The sequence below is a fragment of the Lacrimispora sp. 38-1 genome (assembly GCF_049890855.1).
GTDB lineage: Bacteria > Bacillota > Clostridia > Lachnospirales > Lachnospiraceae > Lacrimispora.
On the sequence record NZ_JBANEW010000003.1, the window covers coordinates 40,752 to 66,663 of the forward strand.

The window sequence follows — 25,912 nt, forward strand, 5'->3', positions numbered from 1 at the left end:
AGGCGGAATATGAAGTTTTGCTGGACAACCATACACGTAAAATCTTTAGAGGAATCGATTCGGTTTTACCACAATATTATTGGTCTTGGCATTGTAAGTCAATTTGAAGCAGGACCCGATATGAAAATCGCGATGCTCGGTGAGCCGGGCAATGCGCTCATTGAATTAATCGAACAGAAAGGTATCTCCCAGGAGAGCAAAGGGTTATCAATTGGTTTTGAAGTGCCATCGATTAAAGAAGCAATGGAGCAGATAAAGCAGAATCAGATAGAAATTAAAAGCGGTCCCTTTTCACCATCACCTTCTACCACTTTCTTTTTTGTGAAAGACCCCAATGGTCTGGAAGTACAGATTGTGCAGCATGGATAGAGATATGTGATTGTTTTTGAACAAGGAGAGGACTATGAACAGAGGCGTAGTTGTGACTGGGGGAGCTCACGGAATAGGGAAACAAATTTGTTCTGATTTTATCAATGCAGGAGATCAGGTATGTTTTATTGACACAGATGAAAAAAGATCCCTGGATTTTGTAAATCAGACCCCCGGTTTGTTTTATTATAATGGAGATGTGGCAGATCCGGAAGTCCTGAAAAGTTTCATTGAATTTGCGATTGATAAGCTGAAACGGATTGATGTTCTGGTCAATAACGCCTGCCGGGGAAATAAAGGGATCTTGTCAGGATTAACTTACCAGGAATTTGACTATACCTTATCCATCGGATTAAAGGCACCTTTCGAATTAAGCCGTTTATGCAAGGAAGAATTGAAGAAAAACGGTGGAAGAATTATTAACATTGCTTCTTCCCGTGCATTTCAGTCAGAACCTGATACGGAAGCGTATGCCAGTACGAAAGGCGGGATCGTTGCTTTGACCCATGCGCTGGCCATCTCATTAGGTCCGGAAGTTTTAGTTAACTGTATTGCACCTGGCTGGATTAATGTGACGGAGCAGGAGGAATTCAGCCGGGAAGATGTGGCTGCGATTCCGGCTGGAAAAGTAGGAACGCCAGAGGATATATCCAGGATGGTGACATTTTTATGTGATCAGGATTTTATTACAGGGGAAACCATCACTGTGGATGGCGGAATGAATAAGCGGATGGTCTATCATGGTGACTGGAACTGGCATTTTAGACCTGATTCAAATAGCTGAATAACAAAGGAACCATGACACAGAGTTGTCATGGTACCTTTGTTATTATAGAAGAAAATGAAAGATGAGGTTTAATATGTCTGGTGTTTATGAAAAATGTCCTGTACTGGAAAACGAAAATTATCTGCTGCGATTTGTTGAGTTTGAAGATGTTCCCTTTCTTTTACGTGTTTATAGTGATAAAAAATCCCTTCAGCTTTTTAATAGTGATAACTGCCATGGTGATGATTTTAATTATGATACATTTAATCGTATGGAAAAGGCAGTGAATTACTGGTTTGATGAATATAATAGAAAAAGCTTTGTGCGCTGGTCCGTTATCTCGAAGAAGATGGATGAAGTGATTGGAACCATAGAGGTATTTCAAAGAAGATCCAGTGATTATTTTAATCAATGCGGTTTATTAAGAATGGATTTAAGAAGCGATTATGAAACGGAAAGCTGCATTGAAAATTTGCTATCCATATTAATTGCACCTGTCTATGAATTATTTGAATGTCAGATAATTGCGACAAAAGCGATTTCTCAGGCAAGAGAAAGAAGGAAAGCACTGGAAAAAATGAATTTTCAGCAGACGGATCAGAAACTGGTTGGATATGACGGGACAGAATATGAAGATTATTGGATTCTTTTAAAATAGAAGTACAGGATCCCCTTTGCTTTTTTTCTCATTGTCAGTATAATGAAAGTAAACGCCAAAAAAAGGAAAAGGAGCTGATCGTATGATAATAGAAATTTGGTCCGATTTTGTCTGCCCCTTCTGCTATATGGGCAAAACGAAGTTTGAAATGGCATTAAACAAGTTTGAACATAAAGATGAAGTAGAAGTCGTATATAGAAGTTTTGAACTAAACATGTCAGGCGAATCTGTAAAGGGTAAAGATATTCATCAGGTTATCGCAGATAAGTACCACATCAGCTATGAAGATGCAAGAAACAATAATGATATGATTGTGAAAGCTGCTGCTGAAGTGGGACTGCATTACCGCTTTGATTTATTAAAGCTAAATAGCACAGAATTGGCTCATGAAATAATTCAGTATGCAAAGACAAAGGGAAAAGCGAACGAACTGGTGAACCGTTTTTTTCGGGGGTATTTTGAAGAAGGAATGGACATCGGCGACAGGGAAGCTCTTTTAAAACTGGCAGAAGAGGCTGGTCTTGATATTCCCGACTTAACAATACATCTAAGTGGTGATCAGCTTAAATCAGAGGTGAAAAAGGAAGAAGAAATGGCTGGAAAATTAAATATTAATGCAGTTCCATATTTTTTAATTAATAATTGGTATGCAGTCTCGGGTGCTCAGAATCCTGATACATTTCTTCACGCACTGCAGGAAGCATATGAATCTGAAAAATAATATGATTTACAGCTAATAACAAAACTGCCGTTATATACTGCCATAAATCGGGTATATACGGCAGTTTCGCTATTTAATTTTTACTATACGGGTTGGTATAAAGCTTTGTTCTTGAGGAATTTATAGGATAACAGTTGACAATAATCATATGTTATGGTAAACTTCCGAAATGAGTTAGTTTGAGCTAACTTTTTTAAAAATAATGAGTTAGTCTCCAATAACACTAAGCAAATAATCCGCATTGGATTTTGCGGCGGAAAGGTGATGATGACTTACAAAGATTTAGTTTTCATAGGAATAAAGCAATAATTATACTCAGGAGGATATATATGAAAAAATTTATCTTATCGAAATTAACTGTTTTTACAGCAGTTTTTGCTATAATGCTGACAGGCTGTACAAATTCAAGCACCACCAGCACCACCGGGGCGACTTCACAGGCAAGTGAGCCGGCCGAATCCGCAACAGCCGAATCCACAACAGCTGAGCCCACAGCAGCTGAAGCTAAAACAGTTGAAATTACAGATATTTATGGAACTGTTACTGTTCCTGTAAATCCAAAGAACGTAGTGGCTCTGGATAATAGAACTTTTGAAACTTTATCTGATTGGGGAATTAAATTAGCAGCGGTTCCAAAAGCGGTAATGCCTGCGGATTCACCATATGTCAGTGATGACTCTGTTCAGGACATTGGAAGCCATAATGAGCCGAATCTTGAAATCATAGCAGCAGCAGACCCTGAACTTGTCATTGTCGGACAAAGATTTGCCAGCTATTACGAAGATATTAAAAAACTGGTACCAAATGCAGCCGTTATTAACCTTAATTTTGATGTTTCTGCGGAAGCAGATGCACCTGGTGATAGTCTGGTAAATGGACTTAAGAATTCCACAATTGCATTAGGACAAATTTTTAATAAAAAGGAAGAGGCCGCACAATTAGTAGCTGATTTTGATAAATCTATTGAAGAGGCCAAATCTGCATACAATGGAACAGACACAATTATGAGTGTTGTGGTTTCCGGTGGTGAGATTGGTTTTTCAGCTCCTCGCTCCGGACGTGTATGGGGACCAATGTATGAAATTTTCGGCTGGGTTCCGGCATTAGAAATTGACAATTCTTCATCAGACCACAAAGGTGATGATGTTTCAGTTGAAGCGATTGCACAAAGCAACCCTGATTGGATTTTCGTATTGGACCGGGATGCGGCAGTATCTTCTACAAAGGATGCAGTTCCTGCCCAGGATGTTATCAACAATTCACCTGCTCTTCAAAATACAACTGCCATTACGAAAAAGCAGATAATTTATGCACCAAACGATACTTATACAAACGAATCCATACAAACTTATCTGGAGTTATTTAAAAACCTTGCAAGCTCTTTAGCTAAGTAAAAAGGAAGTATATAAAATGCGGAAGAATACAATAAAAAAAATCACGAGGGCTGAGATTTCTCAGCCCCTGCCTGTTAATAACAATAAAATATGCACAAAGCCTTTTATCATAACAGTCATGATTGTTTTTGTTTTAGGTGTTATATCACTGTTTACCGGAGTTTATGATATACGGGGACAGGCGGATGGAATGGATATGTTTTTTATCACCCGCGTTCCGAGAACGGCGTCACTCATGCTTACCGGTGCGGCAATGTCAATGTCAGGACTGGTAACACAGCTTATTACACAGAATCGTTTAGTTGAACCCACCACGACAGGAACTATTGAATGGGCAGGTCTTGGACTTATTTTTGTCTATTTGGTATTTCCGGCACCAACTTTAGTGCTGAGAATGACTGGTTCAATTATTTTTTCTTTTATAGGCACTATGATTTTCTTTCTGTTTTTGAGAAGAGTAAAACTCCGTTCATCTTTAATTGTCCCGATTATAGGAATGATGCTGGGAGCAGTTATTTCTGCAGTTTCTACTTTTATCGGACTTGTCTTTCAAATGACTCAAAATATTGAAGCCTGGTTTGTAGGCTCATTTGCACCGGTGCAAATTGGACGATATGAATTCTTATGGCTGATTGTCGCAGTCAATATTATTATTTTTATCTATGCTGACAGACTTACTTTGGCGGGTTTGGGAGAAGATGTGGCAACAAGCCTAGGAGTAAATTATAATAAGACCGTTATTCTGGGCACTGGTCTTATTTCAATTGCAGTCGGAATTGTTGCGGCTGTAATCGGAAACTTACCTTTTTTGGGTTTAATTGTACCCAACATCGTTTCAATGTATAGAGGAGATGATCTTAAGAGCAACCTGCCCTGGGTATGTGTGGCAGGAATGGGCGTTATTACTCTTTGTGACATCATTTCCCGTATCATTATAATGCCGTTTGAAGTCCCTGTATCATTGATACTTGGAACTGTGGGAGCGGTTATATTTATTGTTATATTGTTGAAACAAAGAAAGTTATGATGAAAAGGAAGCGAAAGATGAGTGGATTTATATACAGTAATAAGGATAATGCCGGAACGGATAACAGCATTAACAGAGAAAACAGATCGGCCAGAGCCTTTCGGTCTGAGAAAGAAGAGCGGCGTTATTGGATTTTGCTGATCATGCTGATTGTTTTGGGCGCGCTTGCTTCTTACGGACTTTTGGTTTATAAAAATCCTGTTCCAGTAGATTCTCCTTCTTTTATCCCGATTGTCAGAAGGAGGATGGCAGCACTTTGTGCGATGATCATTTCTGCAGTTTGCCAGAGCCTGGCTACCGTTGCGTTCCAGTCCAGTACGAATAACAGGATTATAACTCCATCGCTTTTGGGGTTTGAAGCGCTTTACGGGGTGATACATACCAGTACAATGTTTTTTTTCGGCGCTGGTGTATTTATAAAATTCAGTGGTATCGGATCATTTTTATTTCAGGTTGCCGTTATGGTCCTGATGTGTTTGATACTATATGGCTGGCTGCTTTCTGGAAAGTACGGAAATTTGCAGCTTATGCTTTTGGTCGGGGTTATTATTGGAACAGGGCTGAGGTCTGTTTCATCTTTTATGAGAAGACTTTTAGCACCGTCTGAGTTTGATATTTTACAGGCAAGATTGTTTGGTTCTGTTAATAATGCGGATGCCGAATACTTTCCTGTTGCGATTCCAATTGTAATATTTACCGCGCTGCTGATCCTTGCCTATTCTAAAAAACTAAATGTTTTATCACTTGGAAAGAGCGCCAGTACATCCCTGGGAGTTAACCATCAATCTGGCACAATATATACTCTTGTATTGGTTTCTGTACTGATGTCAATTTCAACGTCTCTGGTTGGACCTCTTACTTTCTTCGGATTTTTAGTTGCGGTTTTGACTTATCAGGCAGCACCGACTTATGATCACAGATATATTTTTCCAATGGCTCTCGCCATAGGATTTCTGATCCTGACAGGATCATATTTTTTCATGTATCATGTATTTCGGGCTCAGGGAGTCGTTTCCGTTATTATAGAAATGTTTGGAGGAATAACATTCCTGATTGTAATGTTAAGAAAGGGAACTTTATGATAAATATTATCAACGCCAAAAAGCTGTACACCGATGAGGTGAAGATTGGACCTTTAGATATTCAAATACCGAAAGCCGGTTTTACATCTTTGATCGGCCCCAATGGTGCGGGAAAATCTACGGCACTTATGATGATAGGCCGACTTTTAAATATGGACGAAGGTCAGATAAAGGTAGCAAATATGGATGTTTCTGAAGCAAAATCAGAAGATCTGGCTAAGATTTTGACTATTTTAAGACAAGAAAATCATTTTGTTACGAGACTAACTGTCAGGCAGCTGGCTGGATTTGGCCGGTTTCCTTATTCCAAAGGCAGATTAACAAAAGAGGATGAGTTGATTATTTCCAAATATATTGACTTTTTAGATCTGGCTGATTTGGAAAACAGATACCTGGATGAACTTTCCGGAGGTCAGAGGCAGAGGGCATATGTAGCAATGGTTCTATGCCAGGAGACTGAATATGTACTTTTAGATGAGCCGTTAAACAATCTTGATGTTGCTCGTTCTGTCCAGATGATGAAGCATTTAAGGAAGGCGGCCAATGAGTTTGGAAGAACAATCCTGACTGTTATGCATGATATAAATTTTGCAGCCAGATATTCTGATCGGATTTGTGCTATGAAAGATGGCCAAATTGCCGCTTTTGGAACAGTGGAGGACATTATGAACGCAGAACTTTTGACTGATATTTTTGAGACAAAAATAAACATCATTGATGGTCCTTATGGACCAATAGCGGTTTATTAATTATTGGAGAAAGGTGGAGCTTTGGCACTGTAAAATAAAACTGTCATTATAATCGGATTTATTCCTATTTTAACGGCAGTTTTATTTTTAATATGTTTTTTAAACATGCAGTACATAAAACATTAGCTGTGGTTTAAATACCGGTAGACGGTAGGTTCAGAGACGAAAAGCTGTCTTGCGATTTCAGAGACGGCCCCTTTCATATTCAGGATTCCCTTTTCATTCAGCTGATGAACAATATTGATCTTTTCCTGGCGGGACATGCGCTGGGGTGACACTCCTGCGTCTTTTACAGCCTGGGATACAAGGGTGGAAAGCATCTCTTCGACAGGGGTGCTTAAATCTTCCTGTATATCCTTTCTTCCTTCTGACAAATTATAATGTTTTTTCAAATTAGACAATGCCAGGTCTAATTCATGAATGGCCGTTGTATTCCGGTTAACGCATAACAGACCGATCAGCCTGTCTTCATTTTTAATAAAATAGGTGTTGGAAATAAAATTCTTACTTTTGCTTACACCATGATAATTAGTAAGATAATCCTGCGTTTTGAAAATCTGGTCCTTGGTGATCTGGTTGGCCAGGTCAGTCATGGGAGAACCGATTCCCCGTCCGGAGTGGTGTCCGTTGGCAACCGCAATCACCGTTCCGCTGTCTGATTTTGAAACATCATGAAGCAAAACTTCACAACCAGGACCGCACAGACTGGATAAAAAAGAGACCATTGGTTTATACATTTCTAATAATTCTTTATCTGTCATCATTGTTCACATTCCTCTCATACTCCATTTTTATTATAACATTTTTTTAAAAAGTATCAATTGTAATACATAAAAATATATAAAATTTTTGTCACTTTGATAAAAATATTGTCAAATTTTTGGAAGTGTGATATGATAAAAAAACAATCAAAAAGATAAAAAAATTATTATAAAAGAGAGGGTGATTTTATTGCAGAAAAAAGTACTATGTACAAACAGCGCTCCAGCTGCCATTGGACCTTATTCTCAGGCGATTATGGCAGAGGGAATGATCTATGTTTCGGGACAGCTTCCTATTGATCCGTCTACCGGATCTTTTGCCGGAGATGATATTAAAGAGCAGACCAGGCAGTCTTTGGATAATATCCGGGCAGTTTTAGAATCTGCTGGTGCCGGCATGGATCAAGTGGTGAAAACCACTGTATTTTTAAAGGATATTGAGGAATTTACAGAAATGAATGAGGTTTACGCACAATATTTTACCGGTGCCTGTCCTGCCAGGGCGGCCTTCCAGGTTGGAAGTCTTCCAAAGAATGCGCGGGTAGAAATTGAAGCAATTGCGGTATTGTAACAGGTACGGAAGCTGAATGGGGAGAACACCATAGAGGAGGTAAACATAATGGAAGAGCATGGGAAAAAGCTCGGTATGTTAAATATTTTCGGTCTTGGTTTGGGAGGGGCAATAGGTTCAGGCATATTTGTTTTACTTGGGTTTGGAATTGCTTATACAGGCAGATCAATTGTTCTGGTATGCGTAGGCGGTTGTCTGTTTATGCTACTGGCTTATATGTATAATGTAATCATGAGCTCTATGTTTGTATTTAAAGGGGGAGATTACAGCCAGAAGGCACTGTTGTTTAATCCAACAATGACTGGTTTTTCAGCAACTATGGCTCTTGTTAACAGCATGGCAATGTCAAGCTATGCACTTGGTATGGTTAACTATATTTCAGCGGTATTTCCCCGGGTGGAGCCTTATACACGTCCGGCGGCAGTACTTATCATGACTCTCTTTTTTGCCAGCACCCTGCGTGGTTCCCGCTTTATTACGCTGCTGGAAAATGCAATGACAGTAATACTGATTGGAGCAATTGCAATCTTTGTAATTTTTGGTATGCCTCAGGTAAGGCCAGACTATTTTTCCAATGCAGACGGAGGTTTTTTCCATGGCGGTTTTGCTGGGTTCGTCAGTGCAATCGCAATTATGGGCTGGGCTTGCCAGGGAACCACTATGGCACCTGTATCGATGGTTGCTGTTACTGAAAAACCAAAAAAGACAATTCCCCTTGCAATTCTCTGGATTACCCTTGCTTTAGCTGTAATATATGGTGTAATGAGTATTGTGGCTGCTGGTGTTTTACCGTATGAGCAGGTTGCGGGAGCAAACCTGGGAGCAACTGCTAAGGTGATATTCCCCAATAGCATTTATATTATGTTCATTTTAGGCGGCGGTGTATTTGCCATTGCCACCAGTCTGTTAGGTGGTATTGCAATGTTCCGTTATCCGCTGATGAAGATTGCAGAAGACGGATGGCTTCCTCCTGTATTTAAAAAGACAACTAAAAACGGTTTTCCGTGGGTGATTCAGCTTGCCTTCTATTTACTCAGCGTAATGCCGATCCTGCTTGGATTCAGTCTTGATTCCATAATATCTCTTGTAATGATTCCATCCATGGTGATGAATGTGTATCTCAATATGGCATGTATTACGCTGCCGAAAAAATATCCCGACCAGTGGAAAAAATGTGCACTTCGTATGCCCATTCCGGTGTATAATGTTATTTGTGTTCTCTCCGCAGCGTGTGCAGGAGTTGTAGCTTTTAACTTATTTAAAGATTTAAAAGGTAAGGATATCATTGCATCCATCATTATTCTTGCTGTTTGCGCTGGGTTCTCGTTACTTCGTATCCATACCGGTGCAGTGAAGAAGGAGTTTCTGGAGGAAAATAAAAAGGCTATTATCGTTCAGGCACTTGCAGATGATGAGGCGTAAAGATAATAAAATGTATACAAAATGTCTGCCGTTACTAAGGTTTTTCCGTTCTTACGGCGGATTAAGATGAAGGAGGATATTGCTATGAAATACGATTTTACATCAATTATGGACCGCAGAGGCAAAGACGCCATTGCTGTGGATGGTCTTGGTACCTTACCAGGTTTTGCTCCGGATCTTCCAAAGGCTGGCTATGATACGATTCCAATGTGGGTTGCAGATATGAATTTCCCAACAGTCCCATCAATCTGCGAAGCGATTGTGGAACGTGTACAGCACCCGGCATTCGGTTATTTCAGCCCTTCAGAGGAGTATTACAATGCCATAATCCGGTGGCAGGAGGAACGAAACGGAGTGACAGGCCTGACAAAGGAGTGCATCGGATATGAAAATGGTGTTCTTGGCGGAGTCATTTCTGTGTTGAATGCGTTTTCAGCTCCCGGCGATGCAGTATTGCTTCATTCTCCTACTTATATCGGTTTTACCATGAGCCTGGAAAACAATGGACGCAAAATTATACATAGTCCATTAAAGCAGGATGAGAACGGTGTATGGCGTATGGACTATGAGGATATGGATAAAAAAATAAAGGCTCATAAGATTCATACCGCTATTTTCTGCAATCCTCACAATCCATGCGGACGTGTATGGGAAAAGTGGGAGATTGAAAAAGCGATGGAAGTCTATAAGAATAATGATTGTATCGTTATTTCTGACGAAATCTGGTCCGATCTTATTTTAGACGGAAATAAACATATTCCGGTGCAGTCTGTCAGTGAGGATGCACGTAAGCGGACAGTAGCTTTGTATGCACCCAGCAAAACCTTCAACCTGGCAGGACTGATCGGTTCCTACCATATTATTTATGACCCGTATTTAAGGGACCGTGTCCGTGCCCAGAGCAGCAAATCTCATTATAATGACATGAATGTGCTGAGTATGCATGCCCTGATCGGCGCATATAAACCGGAAGGTGCAAAGTGGGTGGACCAGCTGTGCGAGGTGCTCACTAATAATGTCAATTATGCTTATGACTATATCACACAGCATTTTAATGGTGTGAAGCTTTCCAAACCACAGGGTACCTATATGCTGTTTATGGATTGTACGGATTGGTGTAAAGAGAATGGAAAAACCATTGATGAACTGGAAAAGAGCGGCTGGGATGTAGGCGTTGCATGGCAGGATGGACGCATGTTCCACGGACCATGCTCAATAAGGCTTAATCTGGCTCTTCCTTTCAGCAGAGTTGAGGAAGCGATGAAGCGCCTTGATCAGTATGTTTTTAATGCAAAATAAATTCTCAGATAAAACGAGGTGCACAATATGGGAAAAATTAATGTAAATGACAAGATGCGGGACTTTACCTTTGATACACCTTTTCGTAAAAATGTCCGGCTCAGTGAGGCAGCAGGAGGAAAAAAACTGGCTCTTGTATTTCTTCGCTATTATGGGTGTACGCTGTGCCAGTACGACCTTTCCCAGTATGCCCGGAATTATGAAAAAATCACGGCAGCAGGAGGCGAATTACTGGTGGTTCTGCAGAGCGATCCGGATTTATTGAGGGAAGATATGGGAAAAGAAGATATGTTCCCGTTTGAAATCGTCTGTGATCCCAAAGAAGAGCTCTACCGGGAGTTTGAAATCCTTCCCGCAGCCAGTAAAAAAGATCTGGCTGGACTGAAGACTATGGTGAAAGTGGGGAAAGCCATGGCAGCAGGCTTCTCTCATGGAAGGTACGAGGGGGAAGAACTGCAGCTGCCGGCGGCATTCATTCTATCACCAGACTTTACAGTCCAATACGCTCATTATGCAAAAGTGATAGATGATGTTCTGGATGCAGACCAGATTGCGGAAATGATGAAATAATGAAATAATTGTTTAATAAAAGAACCGCTGCAAAAGTGGTTCTTTTATTTTACTTTAGAGTGGTCCCTGCTCATAATTATTCCGGTATCCTTTATTGTAATTGTTCCTGCATTATATTCCAACAATCCGTCTGACCTCATTTTCTGAAGTTCTCTGCTTAAGGAAGATCGCTGTATTCCCAGTCTCTCCGCCAATTCCTTCTTTGATATGTTAAGCCTGATCACGTAAGATTTTTGTAAATAATACTGATATCCCAGGTATTCCACAATCCGCTGTCTGATTGTCTTCATGGATATGGCATCAATTTTTTCTGTAAGCATCAGGGATTTATCCGCAATCTCTGTCATAAGTCCGCTCATAAACCGGTCATTGGAATGACAGAGTTCCAGGATCAGTTCTTTGTAGATATGAAGTATCACAGATCTGCTTTCTGAAACTATTGTCATGGGGTAGACATGTTTGCTTGAGAAAAGAAGATTAACACCCAAAATATCAGCACCGGAGAAGACGGTGATTTTTAATATATTACCTGAGGAGTCAATTTTCTGGACGGATACTTCTCCCTCAAGCACAATATCCATGGCGGAGCAGACTTCATTCTGAAGATGAATGACCTGGCCTTTTGTATAGGTATTGATTGCATAGCGGGCATTTTTAAACAGCTGTATAAACTGCTCCTCTTTAAAATCTTTAAATAAATCAAGGTTTAAAAGCAAAGTTGAATACTTTTCTATATTTATTTTTCTCACGCTCCTGATTAGTTACCATGGTAACTTTATTATTTGTCATTCTAAAGTATACTATGTTAAAACTAAAATTGAAAGGAGCATTTTTATGCTTGAAAAAATTTATGATTTCTCAATCCTTGACACAAAGAATATTGAAAAACTGGTGGATGATGACAACCTTCAGCTGAATCATATGATTCTGCCAAATGGGGAGCGGCTTCCGGAGCATTATTCAAACTCCAATGTCTACATGATTATAGTAAGGGGCATCATGTCTCTGGAACTGGATCAGCAGGGGGTGCACAAATATCATGCCGGGCAGATTATCGCAATTCCATATCATGCAAAGATGAATGTTGTAAACTTCGATGATGAGATTCTGGAATTTTTTGTGGTGAAGGCTCCCAACCCGGCAAAATACGGGAGGGAATAACATGGACATTTTTACAGCCTTATTCTGGATTGTTACGCTGGTGTGGTTTTTTGTTTCAATTGCCAAAGACAGAAAGAAAACGTTTGGTGCACTTAAAATGTCAGGCGGAATGATGAAGGGTATGGCAGGTGAAATACTGGCAATCTTATTTTTGATCGGTTTAATCATGACCTTTGTTCCCCAGGATACAGTCAGACATTTTATGGGAAAATCCAATCTTCTGATTTCTACAATTATTTTTGCATTGATTGGCTGTATTACATTGATTCCGGCTTTTGTGGCATTCCCGCTGGCAGGATCTCTCCTGGATGCGGGAGCAAATCTGGTTCCTGTGGTTGCATTTCTCACCACCCTGACAATGGTGGGGATCGTGACTTTTCCCTTGGAAAAGAGAGAGTTTGGATTAAAATTTACCTTACTTAGAAATTCTCTCAGCTTTGTTTTTGCAATCCTGATTGCGGTTATTATGGGGGTGATTTTATGATTAAAATAAAACAGGCAGTAAATAATAACCGGCTTTTGGCATTGGTAATTCTGATTTATTCTGTATTGGCGGTTTTAAGTCCTGATAAAGCAGCACAGGCACTGAAAAGCAGTTTATATTACGTGAAGGAAATGCTGATGATAATGCCTGTCATTCTTGTGCTGACTTCACTGATTACTGCGTGGGTTCCCAGAAAAACCATAGAAAACAGCTTTGGCAGAGGGGCAGGAGTGAAAGGATCCATTCTTTCATTTCTCCTGGGCAGCTTTTCCGCCGGGCCCATATATGCTGCGTTTCCTGTTTGTAAAACTCTTTTGGAAAAAGGGGCGGGCATTTCTAATATTGTAATAATATTAAGCACCTGGGCTGTTATTAAAGTTCCCATGCTTGTTAATGAAGCTAAATTTTTAAGCGTTAGATTTATGATAATACGCTGGATTTTAACCACTGCGTCCATATTTATAATGGGTTTTATTATGTCCAGACTGATAAAGGCAGATGATATTCCGGTGGGGTATTCCAATGAGAATCTGAAAAGCAAGGGGTTATCCGTGAACTCCGGATGCTGTATGGGGTGTGGATTATGCACAAGAATTGCACCGGATAATTTTGGTATGGAGTCAAAGAAGGCAGCTATCCTTCTGCCGGTGAGTAATGAGACTCAGCAGCTGCGCGTTTTAGAAGCGGTGGAAAAATGTCCGGCTAAAGCAATCAGTTTAAATTTTAAGGAATAATTATTTTATTGCCGGGGGAAATCCCCGGTTTTTTGTTGTTTCTGTGTGCTTATGATGTTATTATTGATAAAATAATTGTTAACCAATTTTTGAAAAGTGGTTTACAATCGGAGAAAATTTCATTATACTACTTAAAGATAAAAATTTACAGGAGACCTGTGTATGACAGAAATAGAGATGCTGCTTATTAAGCTGGAGAGAGCATTATCAGAGTTTCAGGGATTTGATGGCTGGCTGATTGGTAAATGCAATTTAAATATCACGAACCGGCTGGAGATAGAAGAAAAAGACAAAGCGGAATTGTTTAAGGCCAGCCTTTTAAAAAGGAATAACATGCTGGCAGTCTTTCAGGTTTATGGAAATCAGGGAAAGCTGGAGGGCAGAATTGAACTAACTCTGATAAAGCCTGTTTTAACAAAAAAATACATAAATAAGGGATCCAAAGATAAAACAGGGAAGAGATATGGAACTCTTATTTTTTCCCCAGAACAGGTCAGCCGGTTTCTCGATTCCGTATCGGACACTAATCCCATACATACAGGTAATGATCCGATTATTCCGGGTTTTATGATTATAAATCAGGTTGTGGGACAGGCAGAAGAGATCATTCATAAAAAGACCGGGGATAGCTTTAAGACGGAGGTAAAATTCCTGTCTCCCATGAGAACCGGCCAACAGGCAGAACTCTGGATGGAGGGCATTGATCCAGACGGTTTTAGAATATGTGGCTTTTTAAAAGAATCGGAAATATTTAACTTAAAGATAAATAAGGAATAATTAACGGAGGAAAAAAACATGAATCAAAGAAAGACTACCCAGGAAATGACCGTGATGGGTCTGATGGTGGCGTTGCTCAGCGCATCATCTTATATTATCATACCGCTTCCATTTTCATCAGCAAGTATAACGGCTCAGACAATTGTGGTGAACCTGATCGGATTGGTTTTAAGGCCATTTCAAGTGCTGCTGGTTTTTGTGGCATGGATTCTGGCAGGGCTTGTGGGTCTCCCTGTATTTTCAGGAGGTATGGGAGGTGCTGCAAAGCTGTTTGGACCTACGGGCGGTTATATTTTTGGATATTTAGTGGCAGCTGTTATCATTTCAATGTTTTGCAGGAAAGTCAGGAGCAGCCATATACAAACCCTGTTTCTTATATTAGCCGGAATTCCCATTATTTATCTGATGGGGGCTGTATGGATGAAAATCATCACAGGACAGCCCTGGCTGGCAATCATGATACAGGCTGTTCTTCCGTTTATACCGCTTGATATAGTAAAATGCCTTGCGGCGGCGGCACTGGCAAAGGCTTTGCGCCCGGTAATCCGGTAAACCAGGGAAGGTGATCTGCGTGGAGAGAGTTTGTATTTTAGGGGGAATCAGAAGCTTTATCGGAGTCAAAGACGGAATGTATAAGCATGTACCCGGAGAGATTCTGGGAGCGGAGGTGCTAAAAGAACTTCTTAAACGTATTCGGCTGGAAGTACGGGAAATAGATCTGGTGATTGGAGGCAATGCGGTAGGCGGAGGAGGAAATATCACAAGGCTTGCAGCCCTGGAGGCCGGAATTCCGGAGACAGTCCCGGCAGTCACAGTGGATTTACAGTGTGGTTCCGCATTGGAAAGCATAACGATGGCGGCGGCTATGATAGAAAGCGGAGCGGCCAGTGTAGTAGTGGCTGGAGGATTTGAAAGTTCTTCTACGCAGCCCCTCAGGCTTTGGAACCCAAACCATCCGGATTTTGTGGAAAATAAGTCCTATACAGTGGCTAAATTCATACCAGGCATGCAGGGAGAGACGGTTATGCTGGAGGGAGCGGAATTGACTGCGCTGGAAGAAGGGATAAAAAAAGAAGAAATGGATGCCTGGATTTTGCGGAGCCATAAAAGAGCAGCGCAGGCGGCAGAGAAAGGTCTTTTGTCTGATGTGGTTATATCTGTGAAAGGAAGCGGGAGAGATGAGGGGATAAGGGCTGGTATGAATCAGAAATTGATTGACAGGCTTCCCTTTATTCTTCCAGGAGGAACGGTGATTACGGCCGCCAATGCATGCCTGATGAATGATGGAGCAGCTTTTCTGGTTCTTTGTTCAAAGAGTTATGCAAAAAAAGCAGGGCTGCAGCCAAAGGCATATTTTCGGAAAGGGGTTTCAGTGGGAGGAAATCCACTGAAAAGTCCGGAAACAGCGGTTCTTGCCGCCAGAAAGCTGTTAACGGCTGCGGGACTTGATTACCGTAATATTGATGCTTATGAAGTCAATGAGGCGTTTGCAGTCATTGATGCACTTTTTCTAAAACAGTTTTCGGGAATTGAAGACAGATATAATATATATGGAGGCGCTCTGGCATATGGGCATCCTTACGGAGCTTCGGGGGCAATCCTGCTCATTCATCTCATGAAAGCTATGGAAAATAATAGAGGAAGATATGGAATCTGTTCCGTTGCAGCTGCAGGAGGGATCGGCAGCGCTGTTCTGATTGAAAGAGGAGATGAGGGGAATGGAAAATAAAGATAAAAAGGATTATCTGGAACTGATCAGGCAGATACCTGCTGATCGTACTGCCCTGATTATTAACGGATGCCGGTATACCTTTGGAATTCTTGCGGATCAGGCTGAAAAGCTGAGATTTAAAGAAGGACTTACATGGGGAGAGGCAAAAACAATCCGGGTGATACAGACTTCAGATATTGAGGAACAGCTGATTACTTTTCTGGCCTTAAGCGGTACACAGGCAGTTCCGTTGATCGTACCGGCAGATGTGAAAATAAAAGAAACACTGTTTCAGTCAGAAGTTCCGAAGGAAGCCTGTATGGCGGTCATGACCTCCGGAACTACAGGAGAAAATAAGCTGTTATTTCGTACACTGGAAAGCTGGCTAGGGTACTTTCATATCCAGAATGAGATATTCGGTATGGGAGACAAAAGCAGGATCTTTATGCATGGAAGCCTGGCGTTTACGGGTAATTTAAATCTATATCTGGCACAGCTGACAGCAGGAGGAAGTATTGTTGCATCCAATACGTTTGACCCCAGGAAGTGGATGAAAGAGATAGAGGACTGGAAGGCAGATACGGTTTATCTGATTCCGGCAAAGCTGCGCCTGCTGAAGAAGGCATACGATCGGAAAGCATGGGCGAACAGCTGGGTAAGGAACATAATCAGCGGTTCCCAGAGCCTTGGCAAACGTGAGGCAAAAGAGTTAAAACAGGTTTTCAAAAATGCCTCAGTCATTCTTTACTATGGCGCCAGCGAATTGAATTATATCACCTATGTGAAAGATTTCCAGATGGGAGAAGACAAGACTTTAGTCGGGAGTCCGTTTCCCGAGGTGCAGCTTCATGTTGAGAACGGTGAAATCCGGGTGAGTACAAGGTATGGAGTGATTGGAACAAAGGAGGAGGAGTGGATTGGAGACTGCGGTCATATTGACCAGAACGGTCTGCTCTGTTTTGACGGAAGAAAAGATGGAATATGCAATGTAAACGGGCGTAAGGTGATGTCCGCTAAAATAGAAAATGAACTGGCAGGCTGCCCGGGTGTAGCAGAAGCTGCAGTGAAGACTTTGAATAGGGGAGGGCAGGATATGCTGGCAGCATGGATTGTACCGGAGGAACAGGGAAAAACGGATATGCTGCAGGTTCGAAAATATCTTAAGACCTCCCTGTGTGAATGGGAAATTCCGAAAGCCTTTTTTTTCGTGGAAGAGCTTCCGAAAAGTGAAAGTGGAAAGATATTAAAAAGGAATTTAAAGGTTCCACCAGTTAAGAAATCAATTTCAAAAATTCAGACATGGCAAATGTAATATACCGGTTCTTCTTGCAGAAGAAACAGATATTACGTTTGCTTTTTTCTTCGTCAAGCTTATAATAGACCATGTCTTTCAGCGCTGGTGATTTGCATAAAAGAGTATCGCTGACAAAACAGATTCCCATCCCGGAGCAGGCAATGTGATATGCGGTAGACTGCTGATCCAGTTCAAACAGGATATCAGGCTTAAAACCATTTGTTTTACATAAATGAATTCCCCTTTGCATGGTGTCATTGTTTGGTTTCAGCATTATGAATGGATAATCCTTAAATGCCAAAAGCGGTACTACAGGTACATGGGGGTCCTGACAGGCATTTAGCCGGATCTGTTCCAGAGTAACCTGATATTCCTGAAGATCTTTGTTAACCTCGTATTTTTGTGGAACTGCGATCATTAAATGCTCTTCTCTGTATAAAAACGAATCAAACTTGGATTCGCACAGGGTGCTGTTATCTACGATAAAATCCAGTGAACCCAGCAAAAGCTGGGATTCAAGATTGCTGGTATTGTCTTCGATGATCGTTACGTTGATTCCCGGATACTGCTGGTGCAGACCTGAAATCAGAGGGGGGATGACATAAGAAGTAAATAAATTGCTGCCTCCGATGGTCAGTGTTCCGGTCTGTAAGTTCCTGGCATCATCGAGATAATTATGAAAGTCCTGTTCAATGGCCATGATTGATTCTGCTGCCTGTATGTATTTGAGTCCGCACTCGGTCAGCCCGACAGGTGTTGTGCTTCGGTCAAAAATCGGCATGCCGATTTTATTTTCGATTCTTTTTATAGTGGAACTTAAAGAGGGCTGTGAAATATAGAGATTGTTAGCTGCCTTCGAGAAGCTCTTTTCTTTATAGACCTCATAAACGTATTCTTTGCCGGAAAACATAGCTGCCTCCATATAAATGTAAAGTTATGATAATTATAAATTAATTGATATTTGATTATAGTATAAATGTTTTATATACTTATTTCAAGAATCAGATATCAAACATTTGTAAAAAGTGAGGGAATCCTATGAAAAAAAGGATGGATGATAAAGAGGAAGGGTATCGTTTGGAAAAAGATATCATTGGAGAGCTGAAGGTTTCCAGCAATGCCTATTATGGTATACAATCCTTAAGAGCAAAAGAAAATTTCAATATTACCGGGTTGAGAATGCATCCGGAGATTATTAAGAATCTGGTTTCTATTAAAAAAGCTGCTGCGATTGTAAATTTTGAAGCTGGCTTACTGGATGAAACCATTTCTATGGCGATTGTCCAGGCATGCGATGAATTGCTGAAAGGAAAGTTTCTGGAATATTTTATCGTGGATCCCATACAGGGTGGAGCAGGAACTTCCCTGAATATGAATGCCAATGAAGTAATCGCAAACAGAGCAATAGAGATCATGGGTGGAGAAAAAGGGGATTACAGTCTCATTAATCCCAATGATCATGTTAACTGCGGACAATCAACCAATGACGTAATTCCCACAGCAGGCAAAATGACCTGTTATGTTCTTTTAAAGAAAGCATTAAAACAACTGGAACGTCTTCATGAAGCATTTGAGGAAAAGTCAAAGGAATTTGATCATGTAATTAAGATGGGAAGAACCCAGCTGCAGGATGCGGTACCCATTCGTCTGGGGCAGGAATTCCACGCGTATGCAACTGCTGTCAGAAGGGATATACTCCGTATAGAAAAAGTGCTTGAAGAAATAAGATATGTAAACTTAGGCGGCACTGCCATAGGAACCGGAATTAATGCGGATGAACAGTATATGAAACGGATTGTCCCAAAGCTGAAAGAGTTATCCGGCATTGATGTAATACAGTCTTCCGATCTTTTTGATGCAACCCAGAGTCTGGATTCCTTTGTGGCTGTTTCCGGAACGGTTAAAGCCTGCGCTGTCACCCTCTCTAAAATAGCCAGTGACTTACGGCTGATGTCATCAGGACCAAGAACCGGATTTGGAGAAATAAATCTTCCGGCAAGGCAGAATGGATCGTCCATTATGCCAGGTAAGGTAAATCCGGTAATTCCTGAGGTGGTCAATCAGGTGGCTTTTCATATTATTGGGAATGACCTGACCATAACGTTAGCTGCTGAAGCGGGGCAGTTAGAGTTAAATGCCTTTGAACCCATTGTATTTTATTCTCTGTTTCAATCCATTGATACATTGACCTATGCAGTACAGACATTTGTGGATCACTGCATAACCGGTATCACTGCAAATGAAGAGAGATGCCGACAATTAGTAGAAAACAGTGTGGGAGTCATTACCGCTTTATGTCCTCACATCGGTTACAGAAATTCGGCAGAGATTGCAAAAGAGGCCATTCGGACAGGCAGACCGGTAAGAGAGCTGATAATAAAAAAAGGAATACTGTCTCCGGCAGACGTAAATATAGTGCTGGATCCCATGAATATGACGAAACCGGGGATTGCGGAGAAAAAGCTGTTAAGAAAATAGAATAAAGATTTCCAGCCATTGCAAGGAAAGCCTCTGCAGTGGCTTTTTTATAATAGATATGTGATCTTTATTATATAAACAAAATAAGAAAAAGACTATAAATATGTAGACACAAAATAATAATGGTGTTATTATACTACTTATATAAAGAATGAAGGAGATGATACTATTTTTTGGGACGCATCAAAGGATGAACTAAAGAACGGGTATATCAAAGAGGGAGAAACATATACCTGTGTTTTCTGCGGGGAAAACTTTCTGGAAGGCCGGATCTATGAAAAGGCCGGACTTTTCTATGACGCAGAAAGATCAATGAAAGAGCATATAAAAGAAAAACATGAATCCGTACTTGCATATGTTCTGAATATGAGCTGCGCCAATACAGGAATTACCCAGGCACAGCAGAAGGTGCTTCAGCTTATTGCACAGGGGATGTCGGATAAGGAGGTGGCTTTTGCATTAGGCGTTGCAGATTCAACCATTCGAAATCATAAGTACAAATTAAGGGAAAAAGAAAAGCAGGCAAAAGTTTTTCTGGCCATGATGGAACTGCTGTCTGAACAGACACAAAAGCAAATCAGCCGACTGGAAGGAAGTGTGCTGCATGATGCACACAGTTCGGCTACCATGGTGGATGACCGCTATAATATCACGGATAAAGAAATTGAAAGCATCAGAAAAGCCTATTTTGATGACAAGGGCGGTTTAAAAAGCATACCTGCCAGAGAGAAGAAAAAGCTGGCTGTATTAAGCGAAATCGTAAAGAATTTTGCTCCTGGTAAACAATATGAGGAGAAGGAGTTAAACCGTATTTTAAAAAGAATTTATGAGGATAATGCCGCCATTCGAAGAGCGCTTATTGAATACGGATTTATGGACCGTACAAACGATGGAACTCTTTATTGGGTCAAAGAATAAGATGGGCAAGTCATAAATCCGGATAAGACGAGGTAGTTTGATATGAAGGAAAAAATTCGTAACGCAGTTCTTCAGTCAGGCGCGGATGTGTGTGGATTTGCGGGCACAGAAGGCTTTAATCAGGCACCAGATGGCTTTCAACCCTGCAGCATTTTTCCTGATTGTAAAAGCGTTATTGTATTTGGAATAGCTTTACCACGCGGGCTATATGAGGTTGATTCCCGTTTTGTTTATTCTCATTATAACAGTCTGGCCTGTCCGCAGGCTGACCTTATCGCGTTACAGACTGCAAAGCTGATTGAAGATACGTTTGAAGCCCGCGCAGTTCCTCTTCCATGTGATTCTCCCTATGAATACTGGGATGAGGAGAAGCTGGAAGGGCGCGGTCTTATATCCATGAAGCATGCGGCATGCCTGGCAGGTCTTGGTACGATGGGAAAGAATACGCTGCTTCTGAATAAAGATTTTGGAAACCGTCTGGTTGTGGGCTGCGTTCTCACAGATCTGGAAACAGAACCAGATGAACCGGCTGTTTCCATCTGCCCGGACAGCTGCAGGCTGTGCATAGAGAACTGCCCCCAGGGGTCCATTAAGGAAGGGTTCGTGGAGCAGAAACCATGCAGACAATACAGCTATGGAAAAACAAAGCGGGGTTTTGAAACAGTAGAATGCAATCGGTGCAGAACTGTCTGCCCCATGCGTTTCGGAGTGAAAAGAGGAAAGGGAAAAGTATGAAAAAAATAGACTGTCTGGGCGAGATCTGCCCGGTTCCTGTAATGAAACTGCAGGCAGTTATGGATTCCATACAAAAAGGAGAAGACTATCTGTTGGTTACGGATCACAGCTGCACCATATCCAATCTGGAATCCTTTTGTAAAGCCAATAAACTGAATTACCAATTGGATGAGGTGATGAACGGCGTATGGGAAATCACCATTACTGCTAGCAGATAGTGTCCTTTAATATTTTTTCAATATATTTTATGAGCTTTGCCGATTCAGGAGAAGCAGGAACATCATTGGAACGTTTAATGGAGTAATAATCATTCTCAAACTCCAGCCCGGGACAGTCAATGATGCAAAGCTGCTTATGGTAAAGCTCTTTTTTTATTGCCATATAGGGCAGAAAGGCAAGCCCGAAGCCATTGATCGCTGACAGCTTAATGGATTCTGTGGATTCCAGTGTGTAAAGAATATGAAGTCTGCTGATCTGAATTCCGCTTTTTATTAAAGATCTGTCTATGAGCTGCCTGGTTTTCTGATTTTTGTCAAGCATCAGCAGAGGATAATGATAAAGTTCCTCAGATGATAGCCGGGCCGGAACCTGCATCTTTTCTCCTGCGACCAGACAGAACCTGTCCGTAAATACTTTTTTGGAAGAAAGATTTTTATCCTTTGGCCTGCCGATGATGATCCCCATATCTGCCTGACCCTTTGTTATTTTTTCCTCAATATTCTGGCTGGTCATGACCTCCGTATGAAGGGTATATTGGGGATAATTGTTCTTTACATGATAGAGGGTACAGGGCAGGGCGTAGGAATAGACGCAGGGATTGGCTATTATATGTATGGTTTTGTTCTGATTTTGAGAGTTAGAGATGTCTAAAAACATTCGGTCATAAGAAGATGTAATTTCCATGGCGTGACTGTATACGATTTTCCCCGTATCGGTAGGTATGACCCCGTTATAATTGCGTTCAAAGAGCCGGGCACCGATTTCCAGTTCCATGACCCGCAGCTGCTGGCTTAATGCGGACTGGCTGATGCTCATCAGTTCCGCAGCCTTCGATATGCTGCCCGTTTCCACTATTTTAATAAACATCTTCAGATTTTGAACATTCATAAGAATCTCCCCTCGTAAAACTGCTAACTGTTAAAATTCCGTACAGTTCCCCTTGGGCAATTATAGCAAATATAAGGTATTATGACTAGTGAAAAGATTTGTTTGGGTATAAGGATATCTTATACCATATCAAAATCTTGATTAACAGCTTTAAATTTATTATGATATAATCTTACTGTAAAGATCGTTATATAATTATCAATGTAGAAGGGAGGATTCAAGTGTCAGAGACTAATTCAAGTACCGAAACAGGTACACAAAGAGTGCGTAAGACAAGAAAGCCCAAAAAGAGTCAGATTCCATTTGCTATACTACTTACTGCACTGATCATTGCTTTTGGATTCTATTTGGGGCAGGGGAGCAATAAGCTTCCGGTTTACTGGATATTTGGTATCGCATTTGGTTATATTCTGCAGCGTTCCAGATTCTGTTTTACAGCAGCGTTCCGTGATCCCTGCATTACAGGGAGCACATCAGTAACAAGAGCTGTCCTGGTAGCCGTCGCTGTATCAAGCGTGGGTTTTGTTGCAATCAAGTATGCCAGTGCCATGGGAGGCGGAGATTCCAATTTAAACATGGCGGGGGTATCCCCCATCGGGCTGCCGTTGATCATCGGGGCCGTTTTATTTGGAATCGGTATGGTAATTGCAGGAGGCTGTGCTTCCGGAACATTAATGCGTGTAGGAGAGGGCTTCCTCATGCAGATGCTGTCACTGGTATTTTTTATTGCAGGTTCCGTCTGGGGTGCTCATGACATGGGATTCTGGGGTAAATTAAATGCCAATGCTCCAAAGGTATTTTTACCTGACGTATTTGGCTGGTTTGGAGCAATTGTCGTTCAGGGACTGATTATTGTATTGCTCTACATAGCTGCTGTAAAATGGCAGCAGAAAAAGATGGGAAGTATTGAATAAATTATATAATTTAAAGGAGATAAAAAAATGGCTGAATTTACACTGGATTGTTTAGGCGAGGCTTGTCCTGTACCGTTAATGAAAACTGAGAAAAAGATGAGTGAGTTATCGGTAGGTGATGTGCTGGTGGTTTCCATTGACCACAGCTGTGCAATGAAGAATGTTCCTGAATGGGCAAGAAAACAGGGACACAATGTTGAAATTGAAGAAGTAGATGACGGAGAATGGGAAATCGTTATTGAGAAAGCAAAATAATAACCGCTTTGAAAGTAGGTGAATGAATTGAAAGAGTTTTTTATTAAACTGGGTGATCATCCGATTTACAAAAAACTGTTAAAGGAACCTTTAACCTATGTGGCGGGAGCTGTTTTACTTTCCGTTTTCCAGATTGCTCATTTCACAGTATTCGGAAAAGGCTGGGGAGTGACAAGTACATTTGCTGTCTGGGGAACCTGGGTTTATAACGCACTTGGCGGAGATGCAGGCAGCTGGGCCTATTATGCATCGGAAAAGATGCAGCAGGAGCTTCATACCGGCTTTCTGGCAGACGGCGGTTCCATCCGCAATCTGGGTATCATCTTCGGAGCATTGGCAGCTACCTTATTTGCATCACAGTTTAAAATAAAGAAGATTAAAACCCTGCGCCAGGTAGTGGCAGCTATCCTGGGCGGTCTGTTTATGGGTTACGGAGCAAGACTTGCAAACGGCTGTAATATCGGAGCTTTGTTTACCGCAATTGCCTCCTTCTCCTTATCCGGCTGGGTATTTGGAGCGTTCCTTTTAGTGGGAGCATTCATCGGAAGCAAATTACTGGCAAAGTATTTTATGTAATGACTGGAGCAATCAGAAATGATTGCTCCAATCGTTTAGAAAGGATTATATACCATGGAAAAGAAAACAATACAGTATGATGTGGTCATCATCGGCGGCGGCGCAGCCGGTTTAACTGCAGGTATCTATTGCGGCAGGGCAAAATTAAAGACGCTGATTATTGAAAAGACTCTGGTGGGAGGACTTGCAACTTATACCAATGAGATTGAAAATTACCCTGGTTTTCCAGAGGGAGCCACCGGTCTTGGGCTGATGGATTTATTTCATAAACAGGCCAAAAAGTTTGGAGTCGAATTTAAATTAACCGATGTAAGAAGCGTATCTCTTGAGGGAGATGTAAAAAAGGTGGAAACGTTCCGCAACATCTTTGAGGCAAAGGCAGTGATCATCGGAAGCGGCGGAAAGCCCCGTCTGACCGGTGCAAAGAACGAGGAACTGTATCTTTATGATAAAGGAATCTCTTTCTGCGCTACCTGTGATGCAGCAGCCAACACCGGTAAAACGGTTATGGTAATCGGCAGCGGAGATGCAGCAATCGAAGAGGGAATGTTTTTAACAAAATTTGCTGATAAGGTAATTGTTTCCGTTATGCATGAGAACGGAAAGATGGACTGCAATGAAATTGCAAAGGCACAGGCACTTGCAAATCCCAAGATGGAATTTATGTGGAATACGGTTGTGGACAGCTTCGAGGGTGAAGAAAGACTCAGCACGGTTGTCTTAAAAAATGTAAAGACGGAAGAAAAGATTCCGGTTACCGTTGACAGCTGCTTTCTGTTCATCGGCTATCTGCCCAATACCGAGATATTCCAGGGAATGCTGGATATGAACCGGGGCGGTTATTTAATTACCAATGAGCGGATGGAAACTAATATACCCGGAGTTTATGCAGTGGGTGATGTACGTGATAAATTCTTAAAACAGGTTGCAACAGCAGTAGGCGACGGAGCTGTGGCAGGTTACGGAGCAGAAAAATACCTTTCAGAGTGTGAAATATTTGAACAGCAGATCATGAATGAAGGGAACCCATCCCTGGTTTATATCTATAATGCAGTTGATGCACATTCCAGAGAGCTTTTATCTGTATTCAAGGAATTTGAGCAGAATCACAGCGGCATGCGGGTATCCTGCATTGATACCTATAAATCAGATGGACTTGCAAAACGCCTTGGTGTTCAAAACGGTCCCTGCGCAGTCTGGATTAAGGATTGTAAGATACAGGAGAAGATTGACGGTGATATAACTAAGGAACGAATCGAAAGCATTTGTAAATAATAAATAAGAAAACAGGATCCCCGGGCGGGTACACATGGAAATTTATGATCATGTGTGCCTGCCTGGGGTTTTTATTGCCATTTTGGACTGTATATGTGATTTAG

Annotated in this window: 31 protein-coding genes; 27 read left to right on the plus strand and 4 right to left on the minus strand. The window is 41.3% G+C overall.

Features of this window, described 5'->3' with window-relative positions; genetic code table 11:
• Window positions 1–9: 9 nt before the first annotated feature.
• The 8 genes from V7D18_RS01080 to V7D18_RS01115 all read left to right on the plus strand — a co-directional run bounded on the left by V7D18_RS01080 (window position 10) and on the right by V7D18_RS01115 (window position 6,766).
• Complete coding sequence (locus V7D18_RS01080) at window positions 10–369, plus strand: VOC family protein (RefSeq protein ID WP_426150610.1); 360 nt, start codon at window positions 10–12, stop codon at window positions 367–369.
• Window positions 370–403: 34 nt separating this feature from the next.
• A complete protein-coding gene (locus V7D18_RS01085) occupies window positions 404–1,153 on the plus strand; it encodes an SDR family oxidoreductase (RefSeq protein WP_426150612.1) in 750 nt (249 codons plus the stop codon).
• 76 nt (window positions 1,154–1,229) lie between these two features.
• Window positions 1,230–1,793, plus strand: a complete 564-nt coding sequence (locus V7D18_RS01090; RefSeq protein ID WP_426150614.1) for a GNAT family N-acetyltransferase — start codon at window positions 1,230–1,232, stop codon at window positions 1,791–1,793.
• A gap of 82 nt (window positions 1,794–1,875) precedes the next feature.
• A complete protein-coding gene (locus V7D18_RS01095; protein WP_426150616.1) occupies window positions 1,876–2,514 on the plus strand; it encodes a DsbA family oxidoreductase in 639 nt (212 codons plus the stop codon).
• Between the two features lie 329 nt (window positions 2,515–2,843).
• The gene (locus V7D18_RS01100) at window positions 2,844–3,908 is read left to right on the plus strand and encodes a siderophore ABC transporter substrate-binding protein (RefSeq protein WP_426150619.1); all 1,065 of its coding nucleotides are present in this window, start codon (window positions 2,844–2,846) and stop codon (window positions 3,906–3,908) included.
• Window positions 3,909–3,924: 16 nt separating this feature from the next.
• Window positions 3,925–4,935, plus strand: coding sequence for an ABC transporter permease (locus V7D18_RS01105; RefSeq protein ID WP_426150621.1), 1,011 nt, complete (start codon window positions 3,925–3,927; stop codon window positions 4,933–4,935).
• 17 nt (window positions 4,936–4,952) lie between these two features.
• Window positions 4,953–6,017 (plus strand): iron chelate uptake ABC transporter family permease subunit, encoded by a 1,065-nt coding sequence (locus tag V7D18_RS01110; protein WP_426150623.1) that lies wholly within the window; start codon window positions 4,953–4,955, stop codon window positions 6,015–6,017.
• Entirely contained in the window at window positions 6,014–6,766 is a 753-nt protein-coding gene (locus V7D18_RS01115; protein ID WP_426150626.1) for an ABC transporter ATP-binding protein, read from the plus strand. The genes V7D18_RS01110 and V7D18_RS01115 overlap by 4 nt, the downstream gene beginning before the upstream one ends.
• Window positions 6,767–6,888: 122 nt before the next feature.
• On the opposite strand, the gene V7D18_RS01120 is transcribed toward V7D18_RS01115, so the two are convergent.
• Window positions 6,889–7,530 carry a helix-turn-helix transcriptional regulator gene (locus V7D18_RS01120; protein ID WP_426150628.1) on the minus strand — a complete coding sequence of 214 codons (642 nt, stop codon included), beginning with the start codon at window positions 7,528–7,530 and terminating at the stop codon, window positions 6,889–6,891.
• 187 nt (window positions 7,531–7,717) lie between these two features.
• Between V7D18_RS01120 and V7D18_RS01125 the strand changes: the two genes are divergently transcribed.
• From V7D18_RS01125 to V7D18_RS01140, 4 genes are all read left to right on the plus strand, one after another.
• Window positions 7,718–8,098 (plus strand): RidA family protein, encoded by a 381-nt coding sequence (locus V7D18_RS01125; protein WP_426150630.1) that lies wholly within the window; start codon window positions 7,718–7,720, stop codon window positions 8,096–8,098.
• A gap of 48 nt (window positions 8,099–8,146) precedes the next feature.
• Entirely contained in the window at window positions 8,147–9,520 is a 1,374-nt protein-coding gene (locus V7D18_RS01130) for an APC family permease (RefSeq protein WP_426150633.1), read from the plus strand.
• An 84-nt stretch (window positions 9,521–9,604) separates the two neighbouring features.
• The gene (locus tag V7D18_RS01135) at window positions 9,605–10,819 is read left to right on the plus strand and encodes a MalY/PatB family protein (protein WP_426150635.1); all 1,215 of its coding nucleotides are present in this window, start codon (window positions 9,605–9,607) and stop codon (window positions 10,817–10,819) included.
• 27 nt (window positions 10,820–10,846) lie between these two features.
• Complete coding sequence (locus V7D18_RS01140) at window positions 10,847–11,389, plus strand: peroxiredoxin-like family protein (RefSeq protein WP_426150637.1); 543 nt, start codon at window positions 10,847–10,849, stop codon at window positions 11,387–11,389.
• Window positions 11,390–11,433: 44 nt separating this feature from the next.
• Here the strand turns inward: V7D18_RS01140 and V7D18_RS01145 are convergent, their stop codons facing one another.
• On the minus strand, window positions 11,434–12,138 hold the full coding sequence (locus V7D18_RS01145) for a Crp/Fnr family transcriptional regulator (protein WP_426150639.1): 705 nt from the start codon (window positions 12,136–12,138) through the stop codon (window positions 11,434–11,436).
• Between the two features lie 85 nt (window positions 12,139–12,223).
• Here V7D18_RS01145 and V7D18_RS01150 point away from each other — a divergent pair, with 85 nt between their 5' ends.
• From V7D18_RS01150 to V7D18_RS01180, 7 genes are all read left to right on the plus strand, one after another.
• The gene (locus V7D18_RS01150) at window positions 12,224–12,550 is read left to right on the plus strand and encodes a cupin domain-containing protein (protein ID WP_426150641.1); all 327 of its coding nucleotides are present in this window, start codon (window positions 12,224–12,226) and stop codon (window positions 12,548–12,550) included.
• A gap of 1 nt (window position 12,551) precedes the next feature.
• A complete protein-coding gene (locus tag V7D18_RS01155; RefSeq protein WP_426150644.1) occupies window positions 12,552–13,034 on the plus strand; it encodes a permease in 483 nt (160 codons plus the stop codon).
• Complete coding sequence (locus V7D18_RS01160; RefSeq protein ID WP_426150646.1) at window positions 13,031–13,768, plus strand: permease; 738 nt, start codon at window positions 13,031–13,033, stop codon at window positions 13,766–13,768. Before V7D18_RS01155 ends, V7D18_RS01160 begins: the two co-directional genes overlap by 4 nt.
• Window positions 13,769–13,930: 162 nt before the next feature.
• Window positions 13,931–14,545 carry a hypothetical protein gene (locus V7D18_RS01165; protein ID WP_426150647.1) on the plus strand — a complete coding sequence of 205 codons (615 nt, stop codon included), beginning with the start codon at window positions 13,931–13,933 and terminating at the stop codon, window positions 14,543–14,545.
• A gap of 18 nt (window positions 14,546–14,563) precedes the next feature.
• Window positions 14,564–15,097, plus strand: coding sequence for a biotin transporter BioY (locus tag V7D18_RS01170; protein WP_426150649.1), 534 nt, complete (start codon window positions 14,564–14,566; stop codon window positions 15,095–15,097).
• A 19-nt stretch (window positions 15,098–15,116) separates the two neighbouring features.
• A complete protein-coding gene (locus V7D18_RS01175; protein WP_426150651.1) occupies window positions 15,117–16,274 on the plus strand; it encodes a thiolase family protein in 1,158 nt (385 codons plus the stop codon).
• Window positions 16,264–17,568, plus strand: coding sequence for an AMP-binding protein (locus V7D18_RS01180; RefSeq protein WP_426150653.1), 1,305 nt, complete (start codon window positions 16,264–16,266; stop codon window positions 17,566–17,568). Before V7D18_RS01175 ends, V7D18_RS01180 begins: the two co-directional genes overlap by 11 nt.
• On the opposite strand, the gene V7D18_RS01185 is transcribed toward V7D18_RS01180, so the two are convergent.
• Window positions 17,528–18,460 (minus strand): LysR family transcriptional regulator, encoded by a 933-nt coding sequence (locus V7D18_RS01185; RefSeq protein ID WP_426150655.1) that lies wholly within the window; start codon window positions 18,458–18,460, stop codon window positions 17,528–17,530. The two genes, V7D18_RS01180 and V7D18_RS01185, sit on opposite strands and share 41 nt — an antisense overlap.
• 128 nt (window positions 18,461–18,588) lie before the next feature.
• Between V7D18_RS01185 and V7D18_RS01190 the strand changes: the two genes are divergently transcribed.
• The 4 genes from V7D18_RS01190 (at window position 18,589) to V7D18_RS01205 (ending at window position 21,899) form a co-directional block, all read left to right on the plus strand.
• Entirely contained in the window at window positions 18,589–20,028 is a 1,440-nt protein-coding gene (locus V7D18_RS01190; protein ID WP_426150658.1) for an aspartate ammonia-lyase, read from the plus strand.
• A gap of 312 nt (window positions 20,029–20,340) precedes the next feature.
• On the plus strand, window positions 20,341–20,946 hold the full coding sequence (locus V7D18_RS01195) for a DUF2087 domain-containing protein (RefSeq protein WP_426150660.1): 606 nt from the start codon (window positions 20,341–20,343) through the stop codon (window positions 20,944–20,946).
• Window positions 20,947–20,988: 42 nt separating this feature from the next.
• Window positions 20,989–21,681, plus strand: a complete 693-nt coding sequence (locus tag V7D18_RS01200; protein ID WP_426150662.1) for an epoxyqueuosine reductase — start codon at window positions 20,989–20,991, stop codon at window positions 21,679–21,681.
• On the plus strand, window positions 21,678–21,899 hold the full coding sequence (locus tag V7D18_RS01205; protein ID WP_097003269.1) for a sulfurtransferase TusA family protein: 222 nt from the start codon (window positions 21,678–21,680) through the stop codon (window positions 21,897–21,899). Before V7D18_RS01200 ends, V7D18_RS01205 begins: the two co-directional genes overlap by 4 nt.
• On the opposite strand, the gene V7D18_RS01210 is transcribed toward V7D18_RS01205, so the two are convergent.
• Window positions 21,889–22,788 (minus strand): LysR family transcriptional regulator, encoded by a 900-nt coding sequence (locus V7D18_RS01210; RefSeq protein ID WP_426150665.1) that lies wholly within the window; start codon window positions 22,786–22,788, stop codon window positions 21,889–21,891. The two genes, V7D18_RS01205 and V7D18_RS01210, sit on opposite strands and share 11 nt — an antisense overlap.
• Before the next feature lie 221 nt (window positions 22,789–23,009).
• Between V7D18_RS01210 and V7D18_RS01215 the strand changes: the two genes are divergently transcribed.
• Genes V7D18_RS01215 through V7D18_RS01230 form a run of 4 tightly spaced genes read left to right on the plus strand, consistent with a single transcriptional unit; the run spans window position 23,010 to window position 25,808 of the window.
• The gene (locus V7D18_RS01215) at window positions 23,010–23,702 is read left to right on the plus strand and encodes a YeeE/YedE thiosulfate transporter family protein (RefSeq protein WP_426150666.1); all 693 of its coding nucleotides are present in this window, start codon (window positions 23,010–23,012) and stop codon (window positions 23,700–23,702) included.
• A 27-nt stretch (window positions 23,703–23,729) separates the two neighbouring features.
• Complete coding sequence (locus tag V7D18_RS01220; protein WP_104434092.1) at window positions 23,730–23,957, plus strand: sulfurtransferase TusA family protein; 228 nt, start codon at window positions 23,730–23,732, stop codon at window positions 23,955–23,957.
• Between the two features lie 18 nt (window positions 23,958–23,975).
• A complete protein-coding gene (locus V7D18_RS01225) occupies window positions 23,976–24,533 on the plus strand; it encodes a YeeE/YedE thiosulfate transporter family protein (protein WP_426150668.1) in 558 nt (185 codons plus the stop codon).
• 54 nt (window positions 24,534–24,587) lie between these two features.
• Window positions 24,588–25,808 (plus strand): FAD-dependent oxidoreductase, encoded by a 1,221-nt coding sequence (locus V7D18_RS01230; protein WP_426150671.1) that lies wholly within the window; start codon window positions 24,588–24,590, stop codon window positions 25,806–25,808.
• Window positions 25,809–25,912: the final 104 nt, after the last annotated feature.

Excerpts from the sequence above, each read along its gene's own strand:
- V7D18_RS01165 (WP_426150647.1), top strand. The coding sequence starts at position 13,931 with ATGACAGAAATAGAGATGCTGCTTATTAAGCTGGAGAGAGCATTATCA.
- V7D18_RS01100 (WP_426150619.1), top strand. The coding sequence starts at position 2,844 with ATGAAAAAATTTATCTTATCGAAATTAACTGTTTTTACAGCAGTTTTT.
- V7D18_RS01210 (WP_426150665.1), bottom strand. The coding sequence starts at position 22,788 with ATGAATGTTCAAAATCTGAAGATGTTTATTAAAATAGTGGAAACGGGC.
- V7D18_RS01085 (WP_426150612.1), top strand. The coding sequence starts at position 404 with ATGAACAGAGGCGTAGTTGTGACTGGGGGAGCTCACGGAATAGGGAAA.
- V7D18_RS01115 (WP_426150626.1), top strand. The coding sequence starts at position 6,014 with ATGATAAATATTATCAACGCCAAAAAGCTGTACACCGATGAGGTGAAG.
- V7D18_RS01120 (WP_426150628.1), bottom strand. The coding sequence starts at position 7,530 with ATGATGACAGATAAAGAATTATTAGAAATGTATAAACCAATGGTCTCT.
- V7D18_RS01230 (WP_426150671.1), top strand. The coding sequence starts at position 24,588 with ATGGAAAAGAAAACAATACAGTATGATGTGGTCATCATCGGCGGCGGC.
- V7D18_RS01170 (WP_426150649.1), top strand. The coding sequence starts at position 14,564 with ATGAATCAAAGAAAGACTACCCAGGAAATGACCGTGATGGGTCTGATG.
- V7D18_RS01130 (WP_426150633.1), top strand. The coding sequence starts at position 8,147 with ATGGAAGAGCATGGGAAAAAGCTCGGTATGTTAAATATTTTCGGTCTT.
- V7D18_RS01135 (WP_426150635.1), top strand. The coding sequence starts at position 9,605 with ATGAAATACGATTTTACATCAATTATGGACCGCAGAGGCAAAGACGCC.
- V7D18_RS01195 (WP_426150660.1), top strand. The coding sequence starts at position 20,341 with ATGAAAGAGCATATAAAAGAAAAACATGAATCCGTACTTGCATATGTT.
- V7D18_RS01180 (WP_426150653.1), top strand. The coding sequence starts at position 16,264 with ATGGAAAATAAAGATAAAAAGGATTATCTGGAACTGATCAGGCAGATA.
- V7D18_RS01220 (WP_104434092.1), top strand. The coding sequence starts at position 23,730 with ATGGCTGAATTTACACTGGATTGTTTAGGCGAGGCTTGTCCTGTACCG.
- V7D18_RS01140 (WP_426150637.1), top strand. The coding sequence starts at position 10,847 with ATGGGAAAAATTAATGTAAATGACAAGATGCGGGACTTTACCTTTGAT.
- V7D18_RS01095 (WP_426150616.1), top strand. The coding sequence starts at position 1,876 with ATGATAATAGAAATTTGGTCCGATTTTGTCTGCCCCTTCTGCTATATG.
- V7D18_RS01110 (WP_426150623.1), top strand. The coding sequence starts at position 4,953 with ATGAGTGGATTTATATACAGTAATAAGGATAATGCCGGAACGGATAAC.
- V7D18_RS01185 (WP_426150655.1), bottom strand. The coding sequence starts at position 18,460 with ATGTTTTCCGGCAAAGAATACGTTTATGAGGTCTATAAAGAAAAGAGC.
- V7D18_RS01200 (WP_426150662.1), top strand. The coding sequence starts at position 20,989 with ATGAAGGAAAAAATTCGTAACGCAGTTCTTCAGTCAGGCGCGGATGTG.
- V7D18_RS01090 (WP_426150614.1), top strand. The coding sequence starts at position 1,230 with ATGTCTGGTGTTTATGAAAAATGTCCTGTACTGGAAAACGAAAATTAT.
- V7D18_RS01160 (WP_426150646.1), top strand. The coding sequence starts at position 13,031 with ATGATTAAAATAAAACAGGCAGTAAATAATAACCGGCTTTTGGCATTG.
- V7D18_RS01150 (WP_426150641.1), top strand. The coding sequence starts at position 12,224 with ATGCTTGAAAAAATTTATGATTTCTCAATCCTTGACACAAAGAATATT.
- V7D18_RS01080 (WP_426150610.1), top strand. The coding sequence starts at position 10 with ATGAAGTTTTGCTGGACAACCATACACGTAAAATCTTTAGAGGAATCG.
- V7D18_RS01190 (WP_426150658.1), top strand. The coding sequence starts at position 18,589 with ATGAAAAAAAGGATGGATGATAAAGAGGAAGGGTATCGTTTGGAAAAA.
- V7D18_RS01155 (WP_426150644.1), top strand. The coding sequence starts at position 12,552 with ATGGACATTTTTACAGCCTTATTCTGGATTGTTACGCTGGTGTGGTTT.
- V7D18_RS01105 (WP_426150621.1), top strand. The coding sequence starts at position 3,925 with ATGCGGAAGAATACAATAAAAAAAATCACGAGGGCTGAGATTTCTCAG.
- V7D18_RS01205 (WP_097003269.1), top strand. The coding sequence starts at position 21,678 with ATGAAAAAAATAGACTGTCTGGGCGAGATCTGCCCGGTTCCTGTAATG.